Here is an 18028-nt window from a genome sequence, read left to right on the forward strand (position 1 = left end):
CGACCCTTGTGGGCACGCCCAAATTTAAATACTAACCGTGAATGGTTTCTTTTTTTCCGTAATTGGAAATGAGTTCACCTTCGAATTCAAGCCATTCTTGCCATCGTTTATCAACATCGACATTTTCGGAATATTTTCGGGCAAATTTTAAAAAAGTGGTATAATGGTTGGCTTCGCTAATCATAAGTTCGCGATAAAATTTAGCCAATTCTTGATCTTTTATATTTTCGGAAAGTACCTTGAAACGTTCGCAACTGCGTGCTTCAATCATGGCAGCAAAAAGCAATCGTTCAATCAAGGCATCGTTGCGAGAACCCCCTTTTTTGCTGAATTTTACGAGTTGGTTGACGTAATCGTCTTTTACTTCACGACCAAATTCAAAACCACGTTCTTGAATGATGTTATGCACCATTTGAAAATGTTCCATTTCTTCGATGGCGATTTTAGCCATTTCGGTTACTAATTCAACGTTTTCGGAATTGTTGGTGATGATATAAAGTGCATTGGCAGCCGCTTTTTGTTCACACCAGCAATGGTCGGATAAAATTTCTTCGAGGTTTGATTCGGCGATATTGGCCCATCTTGGGTCGGTTTTAAGTTTTAATCCTAACATGATTCGTGAGATTTACTGCAAAAATAATGCTTTTTATTTGAATAGAATTGACACATTTATTGCTATTTTAGTAGGATGAATGCATTTGAAAATAAACGGATTTTGATCATCGGTTTTGTTTGGCCTGAACCGAAATCATCGGCTGCTGGAAGTAGGATGATGCAATTGATTTCGTTTTTTAAGGAAAATGGAGCAAAAATTACTTTTGCCAGTACAGCTGCCGAATCTGAATTTTCAGAAGTTTTGGAAGGTGTTGACCCAAAATTAATTACATTGAATTGTTCTTCGTTTGATGATTTTGTGACAGAACTACAACCGAATTTAGTGTTGTTTGATCGGTTTATGACGGAGGAACAATTTGGTTGGCGAGTGGCACAACATTGCCCAGATGCACTTCGAATGTTGGATACAGAAGATTTACATTGTTTGCGTGAAGCAAGGCGTTTGGTAGTTTTAAAGAGTAAACCGTTTGACTTGAATAATGAATTGGCAAAGCGTGAAATTGCCAGTATTTTTCGCTGTGATGTGACGATGATGGTTTCGGATTTTGAAATGGAATTGTTGCAAACCTATTTTAAAGTGCCTTCTTTTTTATTGTTTTATTTGCCGATTTGGGTTGAGAATGAAACACTAGATTTACCAAGTTTTGAAGAAAGAGACGATTTTGTATTTATTGGAAATTTTTTACATGCTCCTAATCACGATACTGTTATCTATTTAAAAGAAGAGATTTGGCCATTATTATCTAAAAAATTTCCCGAAGCAAAGTTGCAGATTTACGGTGCTTATCCTACACCAAAAATAAAATCATTGCATGAGCCGAAGCTGAATTTTTTTATTTGTGGTCGAGCCGAAAGTTCGTTTGAAGTGATTTCTAAAGCAAGAGTGCTTTTGGCACCCATTCGTTTTGGAGCCGGAATTAAAGGAAAATTATTGGAAGCCATGCAGTTTGGAACGCCAAGTGTTACTACTACGATAGGGGCGGAAGCCATGAATGGTGATTTTTTGTGGAATGGATTTATATCCAATTCTCCAGAAGATTTTGCTGAAAAAGCGATAGAATTATATCAAAATAAAACATCATGGTTAAATGCTCAACAAAATGGTTTTGAGATTATTAAACATCGATTTTTGAGAGATTTATTTGAAGATGCTTTCCTTGAAATGACATTTGATAAATTTGAAAATTTAGAAAAATATCGTCAACGAAATTTTATTGGTTCAATGTTGATGCATCATTATTTGCAGAGTACCAAGTATATGGCAAAATGGATTGAGGAGAAGAATAAAGCATAAAAAAAGCGAGTCCAAATTGAACTCGCTTTCATATATAGTTTCAGATAAATCTAAGCTAACATAGTCACCGGATTTTCTAAATACGTTCGTAACGTTTGAAGAAATTGAGCACCTGTTGCACCATCAACCGTTCTGTGGTCGCATGCTAAGGTTACTTTCATGGTGTTACCAACTACAATTTGACCATTTCTTACTACCGGTTTTTCGATAATAGCTCCTACGGATAAAATAGCAGAATTAGGTTGGTTGATAATAGAAGTAAATTCTGTTATGCCAAACATACCTAAATTAGAAACCGTAAATGTGCTTCCTTCCATTTCGGCAGGTTGTAGTTTTTTGTTTTTAGCTCTTCCGGCTAAATCTTTCACTGCAGCACCGATTTGCGTTAAACTCATTTGGTCTGTAAATTTCAATACAGGAACTACAAGTCCATCTTCAACAGCTACAGCAACGCCAATGTTTACGTGATGATTGATAACCGTTACATCCTCTTTCCATTGTGTATTTACTTGTGGGTGTTTTTTCAATGCCATTGCACAAGCTTTCACCACCATATCGTTAAATGACACTTTAGTATCCGGAACAGTATTGATAACAGCTCTCGATTTCATGGCTTCATCCATGGCTACTTCAATCGTTAAGTAGTAATGTGGAGCGGTAAATTTAGATTCAGAAAGACGACGAGCAATGGTTTTACGCATTTGCGAGTTTTTCACTTCTTCTGAATAGGTTTCTCCAGCTGGTACGAATGGTTGAACAGCAGCAACAGGTTGAGCAATAGTTTCTTGTTGTACTGCTTTTTGTGGGGCAACAGCTGTAGGAGTGAAGTTTTCAACATCACTTTTTACAATTCTACCATTTTCTCCAGAACCTTTTACTTGAGCAAGGTTGATTCCTTTTTCTTTAGCAATTTGTCGGGCTAATGGTGAGGCAAAAATCCTTCCGTTTGTTTCGGTGGAAGAGGATGCTTCTTCTATATTTTCTGTGGATGGTTTAGCATCTTCTGATTTACTTTCTGTTTTTTCAGCTTTAGGAGCTTCACCACCTTTAGTGAAATTTTCAGCAATACCCGAAACATCCGTTCCTGCGGGACCAATAATAGCTAAAACGCTATCAACTGGAGCAGACTGACCTTCTTGTACACCAATGTAAAGTAATGTTCCGGAATTGAATGATTCGAATTCCATTGTAGCTTTATCCGTTTCAATTTCGGCAAGAATATCACCTTCTTTCACTGAATCGCCAATTTTTTTCAACCAAGTAGCAACGGTGCCATCTGTCATGGTATCACTCAAGCGAGGCATGGTTACAACTTTTACTCCGGCAGGAATTTCGGCAGCAGCTTTCGGTTGAGTTTCCTCTTTTTTGGGAGCTTCTGAAGCATTTGAATTACTATTCGATGTTACAGCACTTCCTCCGGCTAATAAACCGGAAATATCTTCACCTTCTTTGCCGATAATGGCTAACAAAGAATCAACGGGAGCTGATTCGCCTTCTTGGATTCCGATGTGTAACAACGTACCTGAGTCGAAAGATTCAAATTCCATTGTTGCTTTGTCGGTTTCAATTTCAGCTAAAATATCACCTTCTTTTACGGTATCGCCAACTTTTTTAAGCCATGTTGCTACAACTCCTTCTGTCATTGTATCACTTAAACGTGGCATGGTTATAATTTTTGCCATAGTGCTTATAGTTTATGTGGGATGAAAGGATAGTTTTCTTGTTCGTACACTACGTCATACAATTGTTGTACTTCCGGGAACGGAGATTCTTCAGCGAATTTTTCGCATTCATCAACCAAGTCTTTCACACGTTGATCAATTACTTCAATTTCTGCATCAGTAGCATAATTGTTTTCTTTGATAATATCTAAAACTTGTGTGATAGGGTCAATTTTTTTGTATTCTTCTACTTCTTCTTTACTTCTGTATAATTGAGCATCAGACATGGAGTGACCTCTATAACGGTATGTTTTCATTTCTAAGAAAGTAGGTCCGTCTCCACGGCGAGCTCTTTCGATTGCTTCGTGCATGGCTTCGGCTACTTTTACCGGATTCATTCCATCAACCGGTCCGCATGGCATTTCATACCCTAAACCTAGTTTCCAAACATCGGTATGGTTGGCAGTTCTTTCTACAGAAGTTCCCATAGCATATCCATTATTTTCACAAATGAATACAACAGGAAGTTTCCACAGCATAGCCATATTGAAGGCTTCGTGAAGCGAACCTTGACGAGCTGCACCATCTCCAAAATAGGTTAAGGTAACCCCACCAGTATTAAAATATTTATCTGCAAAAGCCATTCCGGCACCAACCGGGATTTGAGCCCCTACAATTCCGTGACCACCATAAAAACCGTGTTCTTTTGAGAAAATGTGCATGGATCCACCCATTCCTTTGGATGTTCCGGTAGCTTTTCCGTAAAGTTCAGCCATTACTTTTCTGGGGTCAACTCCCATTCCGATAGGTTGAACGTGGTTTCTGTAAGCTGTAATCATTTTGTCTTTAGACAAGTCCATTGCGTGCAATGCTCCGGCTAAAACAGCTTCTTGACCGTTATATAAATGTAAAAACCCTCTCACTTTTTGTTGGATGTAAACGGCAGCTAATTTGTCTTCAAATTTTCTCCAAAACTGCATGTCTTCATACCATTGCAGATAAACTTCTTTGGTGATTTTTTTCATTTTATTTTTTCTTAAATCTTAGGTTTGATTGGTTGATGCAAATTTTGGATTGTCCATAAAATTGCGAGTAGCAAAAATAAGACATCCTAAGTAGATGTAAAAATATAATCGTCTTAAATTAACAATCTTTGTGAAAAGTTATTTACGATAACGTTTTAGTTGGGAAAATTATTTTACAGAAAATTTTTGTCAAATACCAAGGGTAAAAGGTTGGTTAGTGAATCGGATTTGTAAATTTCACCAGATTCTCCCATAAAATAAATTTCAATAGGGGTGTTCTGTTTGAATTCATATTCGGCTATTGATTGACGACATGAGCCACAAGGTGGAATAGGAGCCGTAACCGGTTTTGCATCTGAGGTAGCAGAAATAGCCAATTTTAAAATTTTGGCGTCCGGATAGATGGCTCCGGCTTGAAAAATAGCCACACGTTCTGCACAAAGACCGGAAGGGTAGGCGGCATTTTCTTGGTTGGAACCCAATACCGTTTTTCCGTTGTCTAATAAGATGGCGGCACCTACTCTAAATTTTGAATAAGGTGCATAAGCTTTTTTTCGGATGGCAATAGCTTCTTCCATTAAGATTTTAATTTCTTCCGGAAGTTGTTCTATGCTTTCAAATACATTAAATTCTGTTGAGATGGTAATTTTTTTCATAGTATTAGGGGAAAAAAAATCCAAATTTCAACAGAAGAAATTTGGATTTTTTTTGAATTAATTCACATGTTAATATTCATCGTATTTGTCACCAAAACTGAAGGATAATGAAAATCTAAGTGTATTCTCGAGAGGGTTTCTCACATTTGAAGCAGAGAATAGATAAGATACATCCAGTTTTACAACATTGTATTTAAATCCGGCTCCAAAAGAAAAGAATTTTCTAGCTCCTTTTTCTACACTTTCATTGAAATATCCCAATCGTAATGCAAACGAATCTTGATAGTTGTATTCTGCACCAACAGCCCACGTAAACTCTTTTAATTCTTCACTAAAACCATCTGGAGCATCACCAAAAGATTGGAAAATTCCGGATACCCAGCCTATGCTTCTGTAGTCATTATTTATAAGAGTTTGATCAAGACTATTAATCTCTCCATCTCCATTTACATCTTCAAGTTTTTGGGGAGTAGGTACTAAAAGTTTATTCACTTCTAGATTTAAACCTATTTTGTTGTAATCATCAAAGATAAAATCAAATCCGGTTCCTAATTTTAAATTGGCTGGTAAAAAGTTGGATGTTAATTCACCAGAAATATCACCATCGTAATTGATTTTTGGGCCTAAATTTTGGAAATTAAATCCAGCTCTCCATCTCCCGTTAAAATCATTATAGGCAATTTCTTCAGATTGGTAAAAACCGGCAATATCAACCGCAAATGAGCTTGCTGCAGAAGCGTCACCTTGTGAGTCGGGGATTCTGAGTTGAGAACGAATATATCTTCCGGCTACAGCCATGGAAAAACGCTCGCTCAATTTTAAGGCATATGATGCATCTATGGCTAATTCATTTGGACTTACAATATTGGGGACATCGTCAAAATTTTGTCTAAGTTCAATATCACCCAATCCAAAAAAGCGTAAGCTTCCTGCAAAAGCACTTCTTTCGCTAATTCTATTGAAATAATTCAATTGTCCCAAAGAAATATCGTTTACCAAATCGGTTAGATAAGGGGTGTAGCTTATAGCAAATCCTTGTTTTTCAAGTGAAAAGGCATATTTTGCCGGGTTCCATTGTTGCGAATAAGCATCGGATGAAGTAGCTACTCCAATATCGGCCATACCGGCAGCACGAGCATCGGCAGCAACCAAGAGAAAGGGTACGCCGGTTGTAATAACACGTGTAGGTTCTTGAGCAAATGAATTAGAAATGGAGAAAAAGCAGATTAGTATTACGGTTATTTTTTTCATTATATCATCTAAATAAGATTTAACAAATATAGTACTTTATTAAAGGATTACAAGTTTTTCTATTTTTTCGGTTTTTTTATTGGTAAGGTTTGATTTGACGGTTAATTTATAGATGTATACCCCTTTTCCAATTTTATCTCCAAAATCATCTTTACCATCCCAAGTTATTTCTCTTGAGAGAAATCCTTCGGTATTGATAACTTGATTTATGGTTTTTACGATTTTTCCGGTAACGGTAAAAATTTGGACTTGAACATCTAAGGGTTCAAAAGGGCGATTGTGAGAAAACCAAAACTGAGTATAATTAACAAAGGGATTGGGGTAGTTTAAAACATTGGTTAAACTTAGAGTTTCGTCGCCAAGTACGATAAATTGAATTTCTGCAGTAACCGGATTGTTGTAAACATCCCAAGCTCTAAAAGTAATGGTGTGTAAACCTTTGGCTAAATTTCTGAATGGGAAGCGAACTTTTCCACGAGTATAATCGTCAAGGGTTGTTTCATAATAGTCATTCAAGACGTAAGGATTGTTTTCGTCACCGTCTAAAATTGCAACAATATCATGACCAATGCCACTCGCTGTATTTATGCCGTTTTCATCTTCTAAAAAAGCCAGAAAAATTGGGTTTTCATTGGTTATTCCACCCGAAATAAATGTTTCATCATTCATATACAATTTCACTCTCGGGCCTAGGTTGTCATCGGGTGCATTTTCATTGATTCCGCCAATTTGAATTGTGGTATTAAAACCGGTTTGGTTTTGTAGAGTGGGCTGATTGCTTTTGGCGTAAAAACTAATTCTGCCATTGCCTAGTGGAATAGAAATGTCTCTTGGAACTATAAACTCTAAAGAAAACATTCCATTTACCACACTCGCATTTCCTCTAAAAATGGTTTCGCCCAAAGTTTGAAAATTCATTAATATAAGTTGTCCGCCAATTCGAGTTCCATCGTTACCTAAAGTTGTTCTATTAATGGGTTTGTCAAAAATTTGTACCGCAATATCTCCATTATAATTTGATAAAAGATTGTTGCCATTTAAGTCTCTAACTTCGCCGGTCAACTTGATTTTACGTAACGCATTGAGAACAACAGTGGAGTTGTTTATGGGTTCATCGTTAATTTGCGTTAAAACTATACTTGGTTTTGGGATAGCCAACTTTAGAGCGGGATCCCCAATGTAAAATACCATTAAGGTATTGTTATTATAGGCGTTCTTGGATCTTCTTAAAGCTTCTGCAATTGTAATTTCCTCATTTGAGTTGAATCCGTATAAAAAGGAAGAAAAGAAATTGTTTATGTCTTGTCCGGTTTGAACACCAATTTGCCTTGTAGTTGTTACCAGTGAAATTGCTCCTCCACTTGGGTTCCAATAAGTAAATTCGCCTGCAGTTTGTCTGTAAGGATTGTCAAAACGCGTGAACTCACACGTTACAGTTACTACAAGAGGATATCTGAAGCGATTGTTTAAACGTTGAGCATCTGATTTTTCAAAAATTCGCTCTCCGGCAAGTTGTTCTTCCCCTCCATGACCAAAATAGTTAAAAACTAAAGAGCCCTGCTGTATTGTATTTATTAGGTCCTGTTTCAGTTTTGGATACCTTTGGCCGCCTGCGGTTGCTTCCTGAACATAGGAGTCGGCATGCAGTTTTATCACATTTACAAATGGTTTTTGAAAACTGATAGTATTACCTAAATTGTCCAATTGTTGTTGAATAACCCCTTCCCAGCTCTCATCTACATCATCTGACACCAATGTAAAATTGTTTCTCCATCTGCCATAGGAATTAATATCGTGGTATTCGATTACTTTGGTAACCATCTCACGGGCTTGAGCTATACTGGAAACAAGCATCCTGCCCACAGCTATATCCAGGCCATCTATGCTGGAAAGCATTCTTCCTTCGTTGGGGTCCATCATCCCAAAAAAATCATCAGACATGGTTGAACTTAGCAAGGAATTGCTGTTCAAACTATGAAAAATGGGTACTATATTGGTGTTGTTGGGAATTCGGTTTTTGAAATCAAATGAAGCATCTCCAAATAAATTCACATATTTGACTCTATTCCCAGGATTTGAGGCATTAAAATATACGTATTTTATAAAATTGCGAATGGCACCAATATCTTGTTTGCCTGAAGAAAACTCATGATATATTTTGTCTAACGGAACAACTTTTACGATTAATTGGCTTTGATTTCTATGAAAATTTGCCAATCGCTCAGCTTCGGAGACTAAATTTTGCGGACATATAATTAGATAGTCAACATCGGTATTTTGACCTTGAGCATCATTAAATACGGTTCCTTTTAAATTTTGATTGGCTACTCTGGGTTGAGAATCTCGTAGAGGTGTAAAATAATCGGAAGGGTCCAGAGCAATAAAATTTCGGGTAGAGCCTAAATTGACTTTAAACGAAAAATTGGGAGAACCATTATTTTCTTTTTTGCTAACATTATAAATATCGGTTATATCCCAAATTTGACTGATGTTTGTGGCATTTCCAATTTGATATTCGCCAATACCCAAAAGTGAAGCTATTTCTGTGTTTGTAAAACGAAATTGTTTTCCAAAACCCAACAAATTTCTTCTAGCTCTCAAAATAATATAATTTAAAAAAGCTCTTGAACTGGGTACGCCATTATTATTGTAAGTAAATGAAACATTAACCGTTTCATTAGAAGGTATAGTAAAATTTGAATTGGCAATCGAAAAAAGTTGACTGCTAAAGTTAGGAATTGCAGTGAAACCAAGAGTTTCTTCTTGATTGGCAATATTTACTCTCATCGTAGTGTTAACAAAAGAAGCAGCACCGGCATTTACGGTTACATTAATTTGTGAGCCTGCCACAATATTTCTAAAGTTAAATGCTAATGTTAATGGGTTTTGACTGGAAATTTGTTCACCATACCAAGTTCTTCCAATTCTGCCAATATTATTAAGGTCTCTCTCATGAAATTGATAATCGTCAAATTGGGTTAAAAGAGTGGTGCTGGCACCGTCCGGTTCATTCAAAATTCCTATTCTTTTTCCTATTCCTCCGTTGGAAGTAACGTAATAATAGGATTTATCTTCATAGAGGTTCAAATGTGTTAAGCTTTCAGTATTCCAGTTGTCCATCCCTTCGGCATAAAACAAAATGTAATCATCCGGATTAAATATGCCGTCTTCTTCTCCTATAAATTGAATGGCATTTTCTGTCAAATCTGCCGGATATTCAATACTGTTCAAAAGCGGAATCATTCTGCCTCCATTGCCGTAAATCTTTATTCTTCTGGGGTCAACGTTGGTATTCATGCCAAGCTGACTTAAAAAAGCTCGTGTTATTTTATAAACACCCGATTTTTCAACATAAAACCTATACCAATCACCGGTAGCTAGAACAGAATTTTGTATAGTGTTGAAGTTTTCAACGGCATTATTGCTATTTCTTAGGGTACTGGAATTAAGAATTTCATAACTCAATTGCAATGAAGTAACTTTTTTGAATCCTTCAGTTGTTTTGATTATTGGTGAAAAAGTAAATAAAGTTTGAATGGTTTCTTTGGCAAAACTACTTTTTGCTATTATTTTTAATTCAGAAGGAATTCCCGTGCTGTTTAAATCGCCAAGTTGGTTGAGTGTAATAGTTTCATAGGTAGCCGAATTTATTTTAACAGAGTTTTCATTTACTAAACCATTGGTGTTTATTTTTTGATTAAAGAAAATCTGTTTGTTTAAATCGTCGTATTGAAAGTTTTCAAACTGAAAATTAGGAATGCTCAGGTTGTAATGGTCAAATATGAGTTTGTTAGATTCATTCCAATTAATTGTTATAGAAACATTGTTTTGAGCCAAAACAAATAAAGAATTCAGTAATATAAATAGGAATAAAATTTTTTTCATAACAGAAAATAAACGTAGGGAATGCAAATTTATTACAAACCAATGATATTTTGTAGATAATAATTATATACTAAACTATTTTTTTTTGCGTTACTATGGTGTTAAAATACTGTAAAATTGTAATTTTGACAATTATTTTAAAAAACGGTTGTAATATAAAGGTTAATTGCTATATTGCGGCACTAAATTTATTACCTACTTAATAGTATGAAAGTAAACAAAAAGATGACTTTAAAGCTACTACTTGTATTAGTAGTAATGTTTGGTTTTGCTAGTTGTAGCAAAAAGTCTAGCTCCAAAAACTCGTCAACTGCTACCGGTTGGAAAATCAACGATAAAAAAGGTGGTTTTCAGTACGCTTCAAACTTCAAAAAGCAAGAAGCAGCCCCAGGGCTTATTGCAATTGAAGGAGGAACTTTTACTATGGGAAAAGTTCAAGATGATGTAATGCATGATTGGAACAATACGCCAAATCAGCAACATGTTCAGTCGTTTTTTATGGACGAGCATGAAGTAACTAATTTAATGTATTTGGAATACTTGGATTGGTTAAAGAGAATTTTTGACCCCAATGATGAAAATTATAAAAACATTTACGAAGGTGCCTTGCCGGATACCTTAGTGTGGAGAGATCGTTTGGGTTATAATGAAACGATGACCAACAACTATTTGAGACATCCTGCTTACAAAGACTACCCTGTTGTAGGTGTAAATTGGATTCAAGCTGTTGAGTTCTGTAAATGGAGAACCAATCGTGTTAATGAAGATATCTTGGAAAAAAACAAGTATTTGAAAAAAGATGCGAAGTTGATGGATGCTTCTGCAGAGAAATCTTTTGATACAGAAACTTATATCAATACACCAAGTCAGGCTTTTGGTGGAGATGAAGAAATTGTACTTAAAGGAAGAGGTGGTAAATCTAAATCAACTACCAATCGTGCCGGTGAAACGGTTGAGCCTAAAAATGTTTATGCTCAAAGAACTTCGGGTTTATTACAACCAGAGTACAGATTGCCTACCGAGGCAGAGTGGGAATACGCTGCTGTAGCCAATGTAGGAAACAGAGAGTTTAACCTGTATCAAGGACAAAAGAAATACCCTTGGTCAGGAAGTTATACACGTTCAGGTAAAAGACAAGTTAGAGGAGATCAATTGGCTAACTTCAAGCAAGGAAAAGGAGATTACGGTGGTATTGCAGGATGGTCTGATGATGGTGCAGATATTACTCAAGTAGTTAAATCTTATCCTCCAAACGATTTTGGATTGTATGATATGGCTGGTAATGTTAGTGAGTGGGTTGCCGACGTGTACAGACCTATTGTTGATGATGAAGCAAATGACTTCAACTACTACCGTGGGAACGTTTACATGAAAAACAAAATCGGTCAAGACGGAAAATTAGAGTTAGTTTCAACAGAAACTATAAAATACGATACATTAGCAAACGGTAAAATTATTGCCAGAAGTTTGCCAGGTCAAATTGCTCAGGTTCCTGTAGATGAAAAAGAAACGTATTTAAGACAAAACTTTGATAAAAGTGATAACAGAAATTATCGCGATGGTGATAAGCAGTCTATTCGTTACTATAAGTTCGGTTCTGAGGACGACTCAGAAGCTACTAAAGAGAAAAACAGAATGTATGATGCTCCAAAACATAAAGTTTCTGCAGACACTACTCAAGGTGGATTAATCAGAAAATACGATACATCGTCAAAACGTACAACCTTAATTGATGATAATGTAAGAGTTTACAAAGGAGGTTCGTGGAGAGATAGAGCTTATTGGTTAGATCCGGCACAAAGACGATTCTTCCCACAAGATATTGCTACTGATGATATCGGTTTCAGATGTGCGATGTCTAAAGTAGGTCCAAAGTCTAATAAAAAATCGGCTAAAGGTAAACCTAAAGCTTCAAGATAATCAAGATACAATATGTACGCAAAAGCCCTTTTAGGGCTTTTGTTTTTTAAACCTAGTATATGAATATAGAGTTCATTCATTCTTTGTTTTTAAAATCTTCAGGGGTTGTTATTGATACACGTAAGGTGGTAGCAAATTCCTTTTTCGTAGCTCTTAAAGGAGCTAATTTTGATGCAAATACATTTGCAGCCCAAGCACTCGAAGCAGGAGCCTCTTTTGCTTTAATTGACAATAAGGCTTATTATATTGATGAGCGAACACTGTTGGTAGACGATTGTTTGATAGCCTTACAAGAACTGGCTAAATATCATAGAAAATATCTTGGGTTAACAATTCTTGCTTTGACCGGAAGTAATGGCAAGACTACAACGAAAGAGCTTATTCAAGCTGTCTTGTCTCAATCGTATAAAACCAAAGCTACATTTGGCAATTTAAACAATCATATTGGGGTTCCTTTGACTCTTTTGTCTTTTACCAAAGATATAGAAATAGGGATAGTAGAAATGGGTGCAAATCACCAAAAAGAGATTTCATTTTTATGTGAATTAGCTCAACCTAATTTGGGATATATTACCAATTTTGGAAAAGCTCATCTTGAAGGTTTTGGTGGTGTTGAAGGTGTGATTAAAGGTAAAAGTGAGATGTACGATTTTTTCAATTCTGGAACGGGAAAAGTTTTTGTTAATGCAGATGACCCAATTCAATTGGAAAAGACAGTTGCAATTCCGAGAGTTACTTTTGGACACAATACTAAAAGTGTAGATTATCCATTTTCAAAAATAGAATCCAATCCCTTTGTTGTTGTAAACTATCAAGATTTTGCTTTTAAATCAAACTTAATAGGAGCTTATAATTCCACCAATATTATGGCTGCTATAACTATTGGATTATATTTTAATGTGTCGATACAAAATATCATAAGAGGAATAGAAAATTACACGCCAGACAACAATAGATCACAGATAATTGCCAGAGGCAATCATGAAGTGCTTTTGGATGCTTATAATGCCAATCCTAGTAGTATGGAAGCGGCTATTTCAAATTTCTTAAAGCTTGATAAGCATTCTAAAATATTGATTCTAGGTGATATGTTTGAATTGGGTAATGAGAGTGGTTTTGAACACCAGAAAATTGTAAATCGACTTCAGGATGAATCTGGGATTCTCTGTTTTTTTGTGGGAAGTCATTTTTATGCCTCTAAAAAGGAGTTGTCGCATTTCAAATTTTACACTACCTATGAAGCTTTTGAAGATGATTTTGTCCCGGCAAAAATACCAACGTTTTATTTGATAAAGGGATCTAGGGGAATGTCACTTGAAAGAATTGTTCCTAAAATTGTATAAATAGATTTAAAAATAGGAGTGGGTCATATTGGATTCGAACCAATGACTTCCACGTTGTCGACGTGACACTCTAAACCAACTGAGTTAATGACCCAAATAAAAAAAACTCCTTAAAAAATTAAGGAGTTTTTTTGTGGGCGATGAGGGTTCAAAACCTTATCTACAATCCCTTGATATATAGTTAAATATAAACTTTAAAAACTACTTGGTCTCGATAATGCTCCTTTTTTGGGATGCAATTATTCCTAAATCTTAATAGTGTAAAGTTAGTAAATAATGAGGTATTTAGCAAATTAATCTAAACCAAAAAATGAACTAGTTGTAATTAAATACGAGAGTTTTTTAAGAATAGTTATTCTAGTTTATCATTTTAAAATACTACCCAAAAATGAGCGGTTCTACTTGTTCAATTTTCAAACCTGTGTATTGACAGAACTCTTCAATTGTTACTAATTCATTATCAAGTTTGTTGTTGCTTTTCTTGATTGCTTTTAATATTCTGGTACTCTGTTTGTAACTTTTACCAGTGATTCGTTCAATGTCTTTTGGATAGATACATATTCTTTTCGGTGTCGCTTTCATACTTTATCCATGCCTTTGATTAGGCTTTGACTACTTTCTGAGTTACAGAAAATCTTTTGCAATTTAACTATATTTTTTTAAACAGAAGTAGCGGACATTTGAGTCGATTATGGACATTTAAGTTCATTTTGGACATTTTGGACTTTCGTAGTTTTTTCTTTAGAATAATGAGTTGTAATCTTTGCTGAGATCATTTGAGACTGTTGCAACAAAATTTAAAATGATGGAGTCGTGAGAGGTTTGTGAAAGCAAACCAAATGTTGAATTAAATTTTGAAGTTATGGCTAGACAGAAAGGCATAATTAAATTGAAAGGTACTATCGGAGATATTACCTTTTACAAAACTCAAGATGGCCATTTAGCGAGAGAAAAAGGCGGCATCGACGCTAGTAGAATCGCGAGTGATCCAGCGTTTCAGAGAACGCGAGAAAATGGAGCTGAGTTTGGACGTGCCGGGAAAGCCGGAAAGATTTTGAGAACTTCTTTGAGAGCTTTGCTTTTGAATTCTGCTGATAGTAGAATGGTGAGCCGATTGACTCAGCGAATGATGAAAGTGATTCAAGCTGATGAAGTGAGTGAGAGAGGTTTGAGAAATGTGATTGATGGTGAGGCTGAATTACTAACGGGTTTTGAGTTTAACATTCGTGGAAAACTTGGTACAAGTTTGTATGCACCCTTTACAACCAACATTGATCGAGTTACGGGTGAAATGAGTGTTGATTTGGTACCGTTTGTGCCAGCGAACATGATTGCAGCTCCTACCGGAACGACTCATTTTAAAATTATTTCTGCGGGAGCGGAAGTTGATTTTGAAGCAGAAACGTTTGTGGTAGAGAATTCTGAAACTGCGATTTTACCTTGGAATGCTTTGCCAACGGTAGCAATTAACCAAGTGAATACTGTTACGCCAAACAGTACAAAGCCTTTGTTTTTGGCTCTTGGTTTAGAGTTCTATCAAGAAGTGAATGGGCAAATGTATCCGTTGAAAAACGGTGCATTTAATCCACTTTCCTTGGTGCAAGTTAGTGGCTTGTAGAAGATGGTTTTAGTATTGTCAAGAACTTATTTCCCTGATGGAACAAATGGTAAACTCGAATGCGAAGGTAAATTGATTTGCAATACAATTGAATTACCGTGGAAGATGAACGAAACGAAGGTTTCCTGCATTCCTGAGGGGAAATATTTTATTAGAAAGCGATACAGTGCCAAATACAAATGGCATTTGGAAGTGAAGGATGTTCCAAATAGAAAATTTATTCTTTTTCATCCTGCTAACAATGCTCAAAAGGAATTACAAGGCTGTATTGCTCCTGTTACAAAACTTTCTGGTCCTGGACTTGGTTTGATGTCTCGGAAAGCTTTTAATAAGCTGAAAGATATTGTTTATCAAGCTTTGGATAACAAAGAAAGTGTCGAATTAATTGTTCAATCCTAGAAATTACGATTATGAATAAAATTGTAGAGAGAGCTACCGCTCCCACACCAAAGTTTTTTAAAGTGCTTCGAACTATTGGATTGGTATTAGCTACTGTTGGTACTGCTGTTTTAACTGCACCAGTTTCTTTGCCAGTAATTGTGACTACCGTTTGTGGTTATGTTGCAGTTGCTGGTGGTGTTATCTCAGCTGTAAGTCAGTTGACTGTTGAGAGGAATGAACAGCCACAGTAATTCAACTTTGGTTGGAACAGCCGGAGGTACTTTTTTGAGTATAGTACCGAATTTGAACTCAGAGGATTTAATTAAAACAGTTATTTTAGCGACTGTTGGAGCTGTAGTGAGTTTTTCAATTTCGGTGTTGCTTAAATACCTTTGCAAGAAGCACAAAAAATAAGTTTAACTCTCGTTGTGGTGACCTTAGAGTTAGACAAAATGAAAGCCCAAACCGAAAGGAATGGGCTTTTTTAGCTTTAGACTTCACCAAATTGATTGATTACAACCTCAACAATTACTACTTCGGAATTATACCAATACAAATCGTTGTATTTTGCGTAATCTAAGGCTTTGGTTCTACTATCAAAAGCACCAAAAAGAACTCTTGATTCTTTTGATTTCCAACTGTCTGTTTGAAATAATAAAAAAATGCTCATAGGATTATTTTAAAGGTTAAATACGATTATTTTTTGCAATAGCGATATAAAATGACTCTTCTTAAATCATTGATTAAATTGATGTTTTCATGAAATTGTTTTTCTTTTTGCTCCAGCACTTTGAGAGCTGCTACATTTTTTTTGTGTTGTTCAAAATCGGTCATCATTTCATTTGCTTTAAGGTTTAGGTTTTTAGCAAAGTCATTGATTCGGATGTATGGAATTACGGAACCGATAAGGAATTGATGCCAAAATTTTACTCTCCATAAGCTTTTGCAGATGGATTCCAAGTTTTCGCAATCTTCTGAACATTGGAAAATGATAACAAAGCAATTCGGGCAGGGTTCATCTAAAGGTTTGCCTGTGTTTAACCCTTTGTTTAGGATGAAAAAATGAGGATTTGCGTATTTTACTCCGTTTTGGTGGTGCTTCATTTTAAAATTTATCATATCGTGGCTTTTAAGGATTTATCGACTGGACACACTTTCCCATTAAAATTTTTTCAAAAGAAAAAAAGAAAAAAAAGAAAGCACTCTCGTCAAGTGGAGGGTTTCAAAAAAGCAAGTTTTTTTTAAAAAATACTACCACCCTGATTCGTCCTATGGAAGTTGGGATTTGTTGCTTGGTCGGAAAGTTGTTGTAAAAACGTATGGGTGGTGGAGATTTTTTAAAAAACCCGCAGGGCTTGAACTTGCTTTTTTGTAAACTTGGAACTTAACTTTGCTCTCTTTTTTTTATTTTATTTTTTTGCTTTCGGAGCAGGATTTTTCTTTGGAAGTCGGTTCTTTTTGTTTCGGAGTCGTGGTCGTCTTGCAAGGGTTTCAAATTTTGGGGCTGGACAAAAAACAAAAATTCAATTAATAACGCTTTTGTCCGGAACCGAAATTTGAAACTCTTGCTGCACTGTTTGATTTTTTGTGGTGCTTGAACGTGATAGTATTTAGTAGCAGTCTCAGTCAGCAATGTTTTGCTATTGAAAATGGGAAGCACCTCAAAAAAACAATGCAAATACTACCGAGTGCGTGGGCAGTAGCGAAAGCAAGTGTGTGGTTTTTTGATTTGTTAGTATTTACTTTCTGATTGCTTTTTTGGGTGCTGATGCTTCACTTGTCATTAAATAAAAAGGCTTGAAGTTTGAATGATTTTCTTAGAAATTCTAAAGCATTAGCAACCAGAAAGCAATTACTACTCCATATTCTGACAAATCAAAAAAACATACTCTTGCTGGGCAATTTTATCTTTTGAGGGTGCATGATTTAATTAGCTGGCAGTCTCAGTCACAGTTAGCATTTTTCTTCTATTGAAAAGTTTATGCACCTTCAAAAGATAATGCAAATACTTCCTATTTAAGCGGTTAGTTGATAAAAACAAATGGGTAAAACATCCTTTGGAAAAAGGCTTTTAAGCAAACGATAAACGTTCTTATGAAAACACGAAGTAAGCCCCGCGAAGCCACGTGTTTTTGGTAGCTGGGTGGTGCGAGGAAAGCTGCCAAAAATGTGTGGCTGGAGCGGGGCTTTTGAGCGTTGGCCGAGCGGCTTTTTTACATAATGTTATTATAGGGCAATGCACCATCTTGTTTTGGAGTACGATTTTCTTTATTGCCCTATAATGCCACATTATGTAAAGAAGCTTTGGGAAAGTTTTTGTTGCCTTGCACTATTTATCTATCGGAGGGACAAACTCCTGGCATACAAAAACTTTTGGAG

Annotated in this window: 15 protein-coding genes and 1 tRNA gene; 6 read left to right on the forward strand and 10 right to left on the reverse strand. The window is 35.9% G+C overall.

The genetic code is table 11. The features are described 5' to 3' along the window. Positions 1-31: 31 nt before the first annotated feature. Positions 32-613: a tRNA-(ms[2]io[6]A)-hydroxylase gene (locus V7M80_RS10570; RefSeq protein WP_333695978.1), complete on the reverse strand. Its 582-nt coding sequence runs from the start codon at positions 611-613 to the stop codon at positions 32-34. 75 nt (positions 614-688) lie between these two features. Here V7M80_RS10570 and V7M80_RS10575 point away from each other — a divergent pair, with 75 nt between their 5' ends. Beyond that, positions 689-1909 carry a glycosyltransferase gene (locus V7M80_RS10575; protein WP_333695979.1) on the forward strand — a complete coding sequence of 407 codons (1221 nt, stop codon included), beginning with the start codon at positions 689-691 and terminating at the stop codon, positions 1907-1909. Positions 1910-1959: 50 nt separating this feature from the next. Here V7M80_RS10575 and V7M80_RS10580 read toward each other — a convergent pair whose 3' ends face one another. From V7M80_RS10580 to porU, 5 genes are all read right to left on the reverse strand, one after another. Further along, complete coding sequence (locus V7M80_RS10580; RefSeq protein ID WP_333695980.1) at positions 1960-3591, reverse strand: pyruvate dehydrogenase complex dihydrolipoamide acetyltransferase; 1632 nt, start codon at positions 3589-3591, stop codon at positions 1960-1962. Positions 3592-3596: 5 nt separating this feature from the next. Next, the gene (pdhA, locus tag V7M80_RS10585; protein WP_333695982.1) at positions 3597-4595 is read right to left on the reverse strand and encodes a pyruvate dehydrogenase (acetyl-transferring) E1 component subunit alpha; all 999 of its coding nucleotides are present in this window, start codon (positions 4593-4595) and stop codon (positions 3597-3599) included. 173 nt (positions 4596-4768) lie between these two features. Continuing rightward, entirely contained in the window at positions 4769-5251 is a 483-nt protein-coding gene (locus tag V7M80_RS10590; protein WP_333695983.1) for a cytidine deaminase, read from the reverse strand. A 69-nt stretch (positions 5252-5320) separates the two neighbouring features. After that, positions 5321-6502: a type IX secretion system outer membrane channel protein PorV gene (gene porV / locus V7M80_RS10595; RefSeq protein WP_333695984.1), complete on the reverse strand. Its 1182-nt coding sequence runs from the start codon at positions 6500-6502 to the stop codon at positions 5321-5323. A 39-nt stretch (positions 6503-6541) separates the two neighbouring features. Further along, entirely contained in the window at positions 6542-10387 is a 3846-nt protein-coding gene (gene porU / locus V7M80_RS10600; RefSeq protein ID WP_333695985.1) for a type IX secretion system sortase PorU, read from the reverse strand. Positions 10388-10594: 207 nt separating this feature from the next. Between porU and gldJ the strand changes: the two genes are divergently transcribed. Continuing rightward, on the forward strand, positions 10595-12307 hold the full coding sequence (gene gldJ / locus V7M80_RS10605; RefSeq protein ID WP_333695986.1) for a gliding motility lipoprotein GldJ: 1713 nt from the start codon (positions 10595-10597) through the stop codon (positions 12305-12307). 59 nt (positions 12308-12366) lie between these two features. Further along, a complete protein-coding gene (locus V7M80_RS10610; RefSeq protein ID WP_333695988.1) occupies positions 12367-13650 on the forward strand; it encodes a UDP-N-acetylmuramoyl-tripeptide--D-alanyl-D-alanine ligase in 1284 nt (427 codons plus the stop codon). Positions 13651-13669: 19 nt separating this feature from the next. Here the strand turns inward: V7M80_RS10610 and V7M80_RS10615 are convergent. Beyond that, positions 13670-13744 (reverse strand) — tRNA-Val (locus tag V7M80_RS10615). A gap of 284 nt (positions 13745-14028) precedes the next feature. Continuing rightward, entirely contained in the window at positions 14029-14232 is a 204-nt protein-coding gene (locus tag V7M80_RS10620) for a hypothetical protein (protein ID WP_333695989.1), read from the reverse strand. A gap of 280 nt (positions 14233-14512) precedes the next feature. Between V7M80_RS10620 and V7M80_RS10625 the strand changes: the two genes are divergently transcribed. The 3 genes from V7M80_RS10625 to V7M80_RS10635 are packed head-to-tail and all read left to right on the forward strand — an operon-like array spanning position 14513 to position 15900. Beyond that, complete coding sequence (locus V7M80_RS10625) at positions 14513-15268, forward strand: hypothetical protein (protein WP_333695991.1); 756 nt, start codon at positions 14513-14515, stop codon at positions 15266-15268. A 3-nt stretch (positions 15269-15271) separates the two neighbouring features. Beyond that, positions 15272-15667, forward strand: coding sequence for a DUF5675 family protein (locus V7M80_RS10630; protein ID WP_333695992.1), 396 nt, complete (start codon positions 15272-15274; stop codon positions 15665-15667). Between the two features lie 11 nt (positions 15668-15678). Beyond that, positions 15679-15900 (forward strand): hypothetical protein, encoded by a 222-nt coding sequence (locus V7M80_RS10635; protein WP_333695994.1) that lies wholly within the window; start codon positions 15679-15681, stop codon positions 15898-15900. A gap of 239 nt (positions 15901-16139) precedes the next feature. On the opposite strand, the gene V7M80_RS10640 is transcribed toward V7M80_RS10635, so the two are convergent. Both V7M80_RS10640 and V7M80_RS10645 read right to left on the reverse strand, forming a co-directional pair. Beyond that, positions 16140-16319, reverse strand: coding sequence for a hypothetical protein (locus tag V7M80_RS10640; RefSeq protein WP_333695996.1), 180 nt, complete (start codon positions 16317-16319; stop codon positions 16140-16142). A 26-nt stretch (positions 16320-16345) separates the two neighbouring features. Then, entirely contained in the window at positions 16346-16768 is a 423-nt protein-coding gene (locus V7M80_RS10645; RefSeq protein ID WP_333695998.1) for a DUF6943 family protein, read from the reverse strand. Positions 16769-18028: the final 1260 nt, after the last annotated feature.

Source organism: Flavobacterium sp. (assembly GCF_036759525.1).
In the GTDB taxonomy this organism is placed as follows: domain Bacteria; phylum Bacteroidota; class Bacteroidia; order Flavobacteriales; family Flavobacteriaceae; genus Flavobacterium.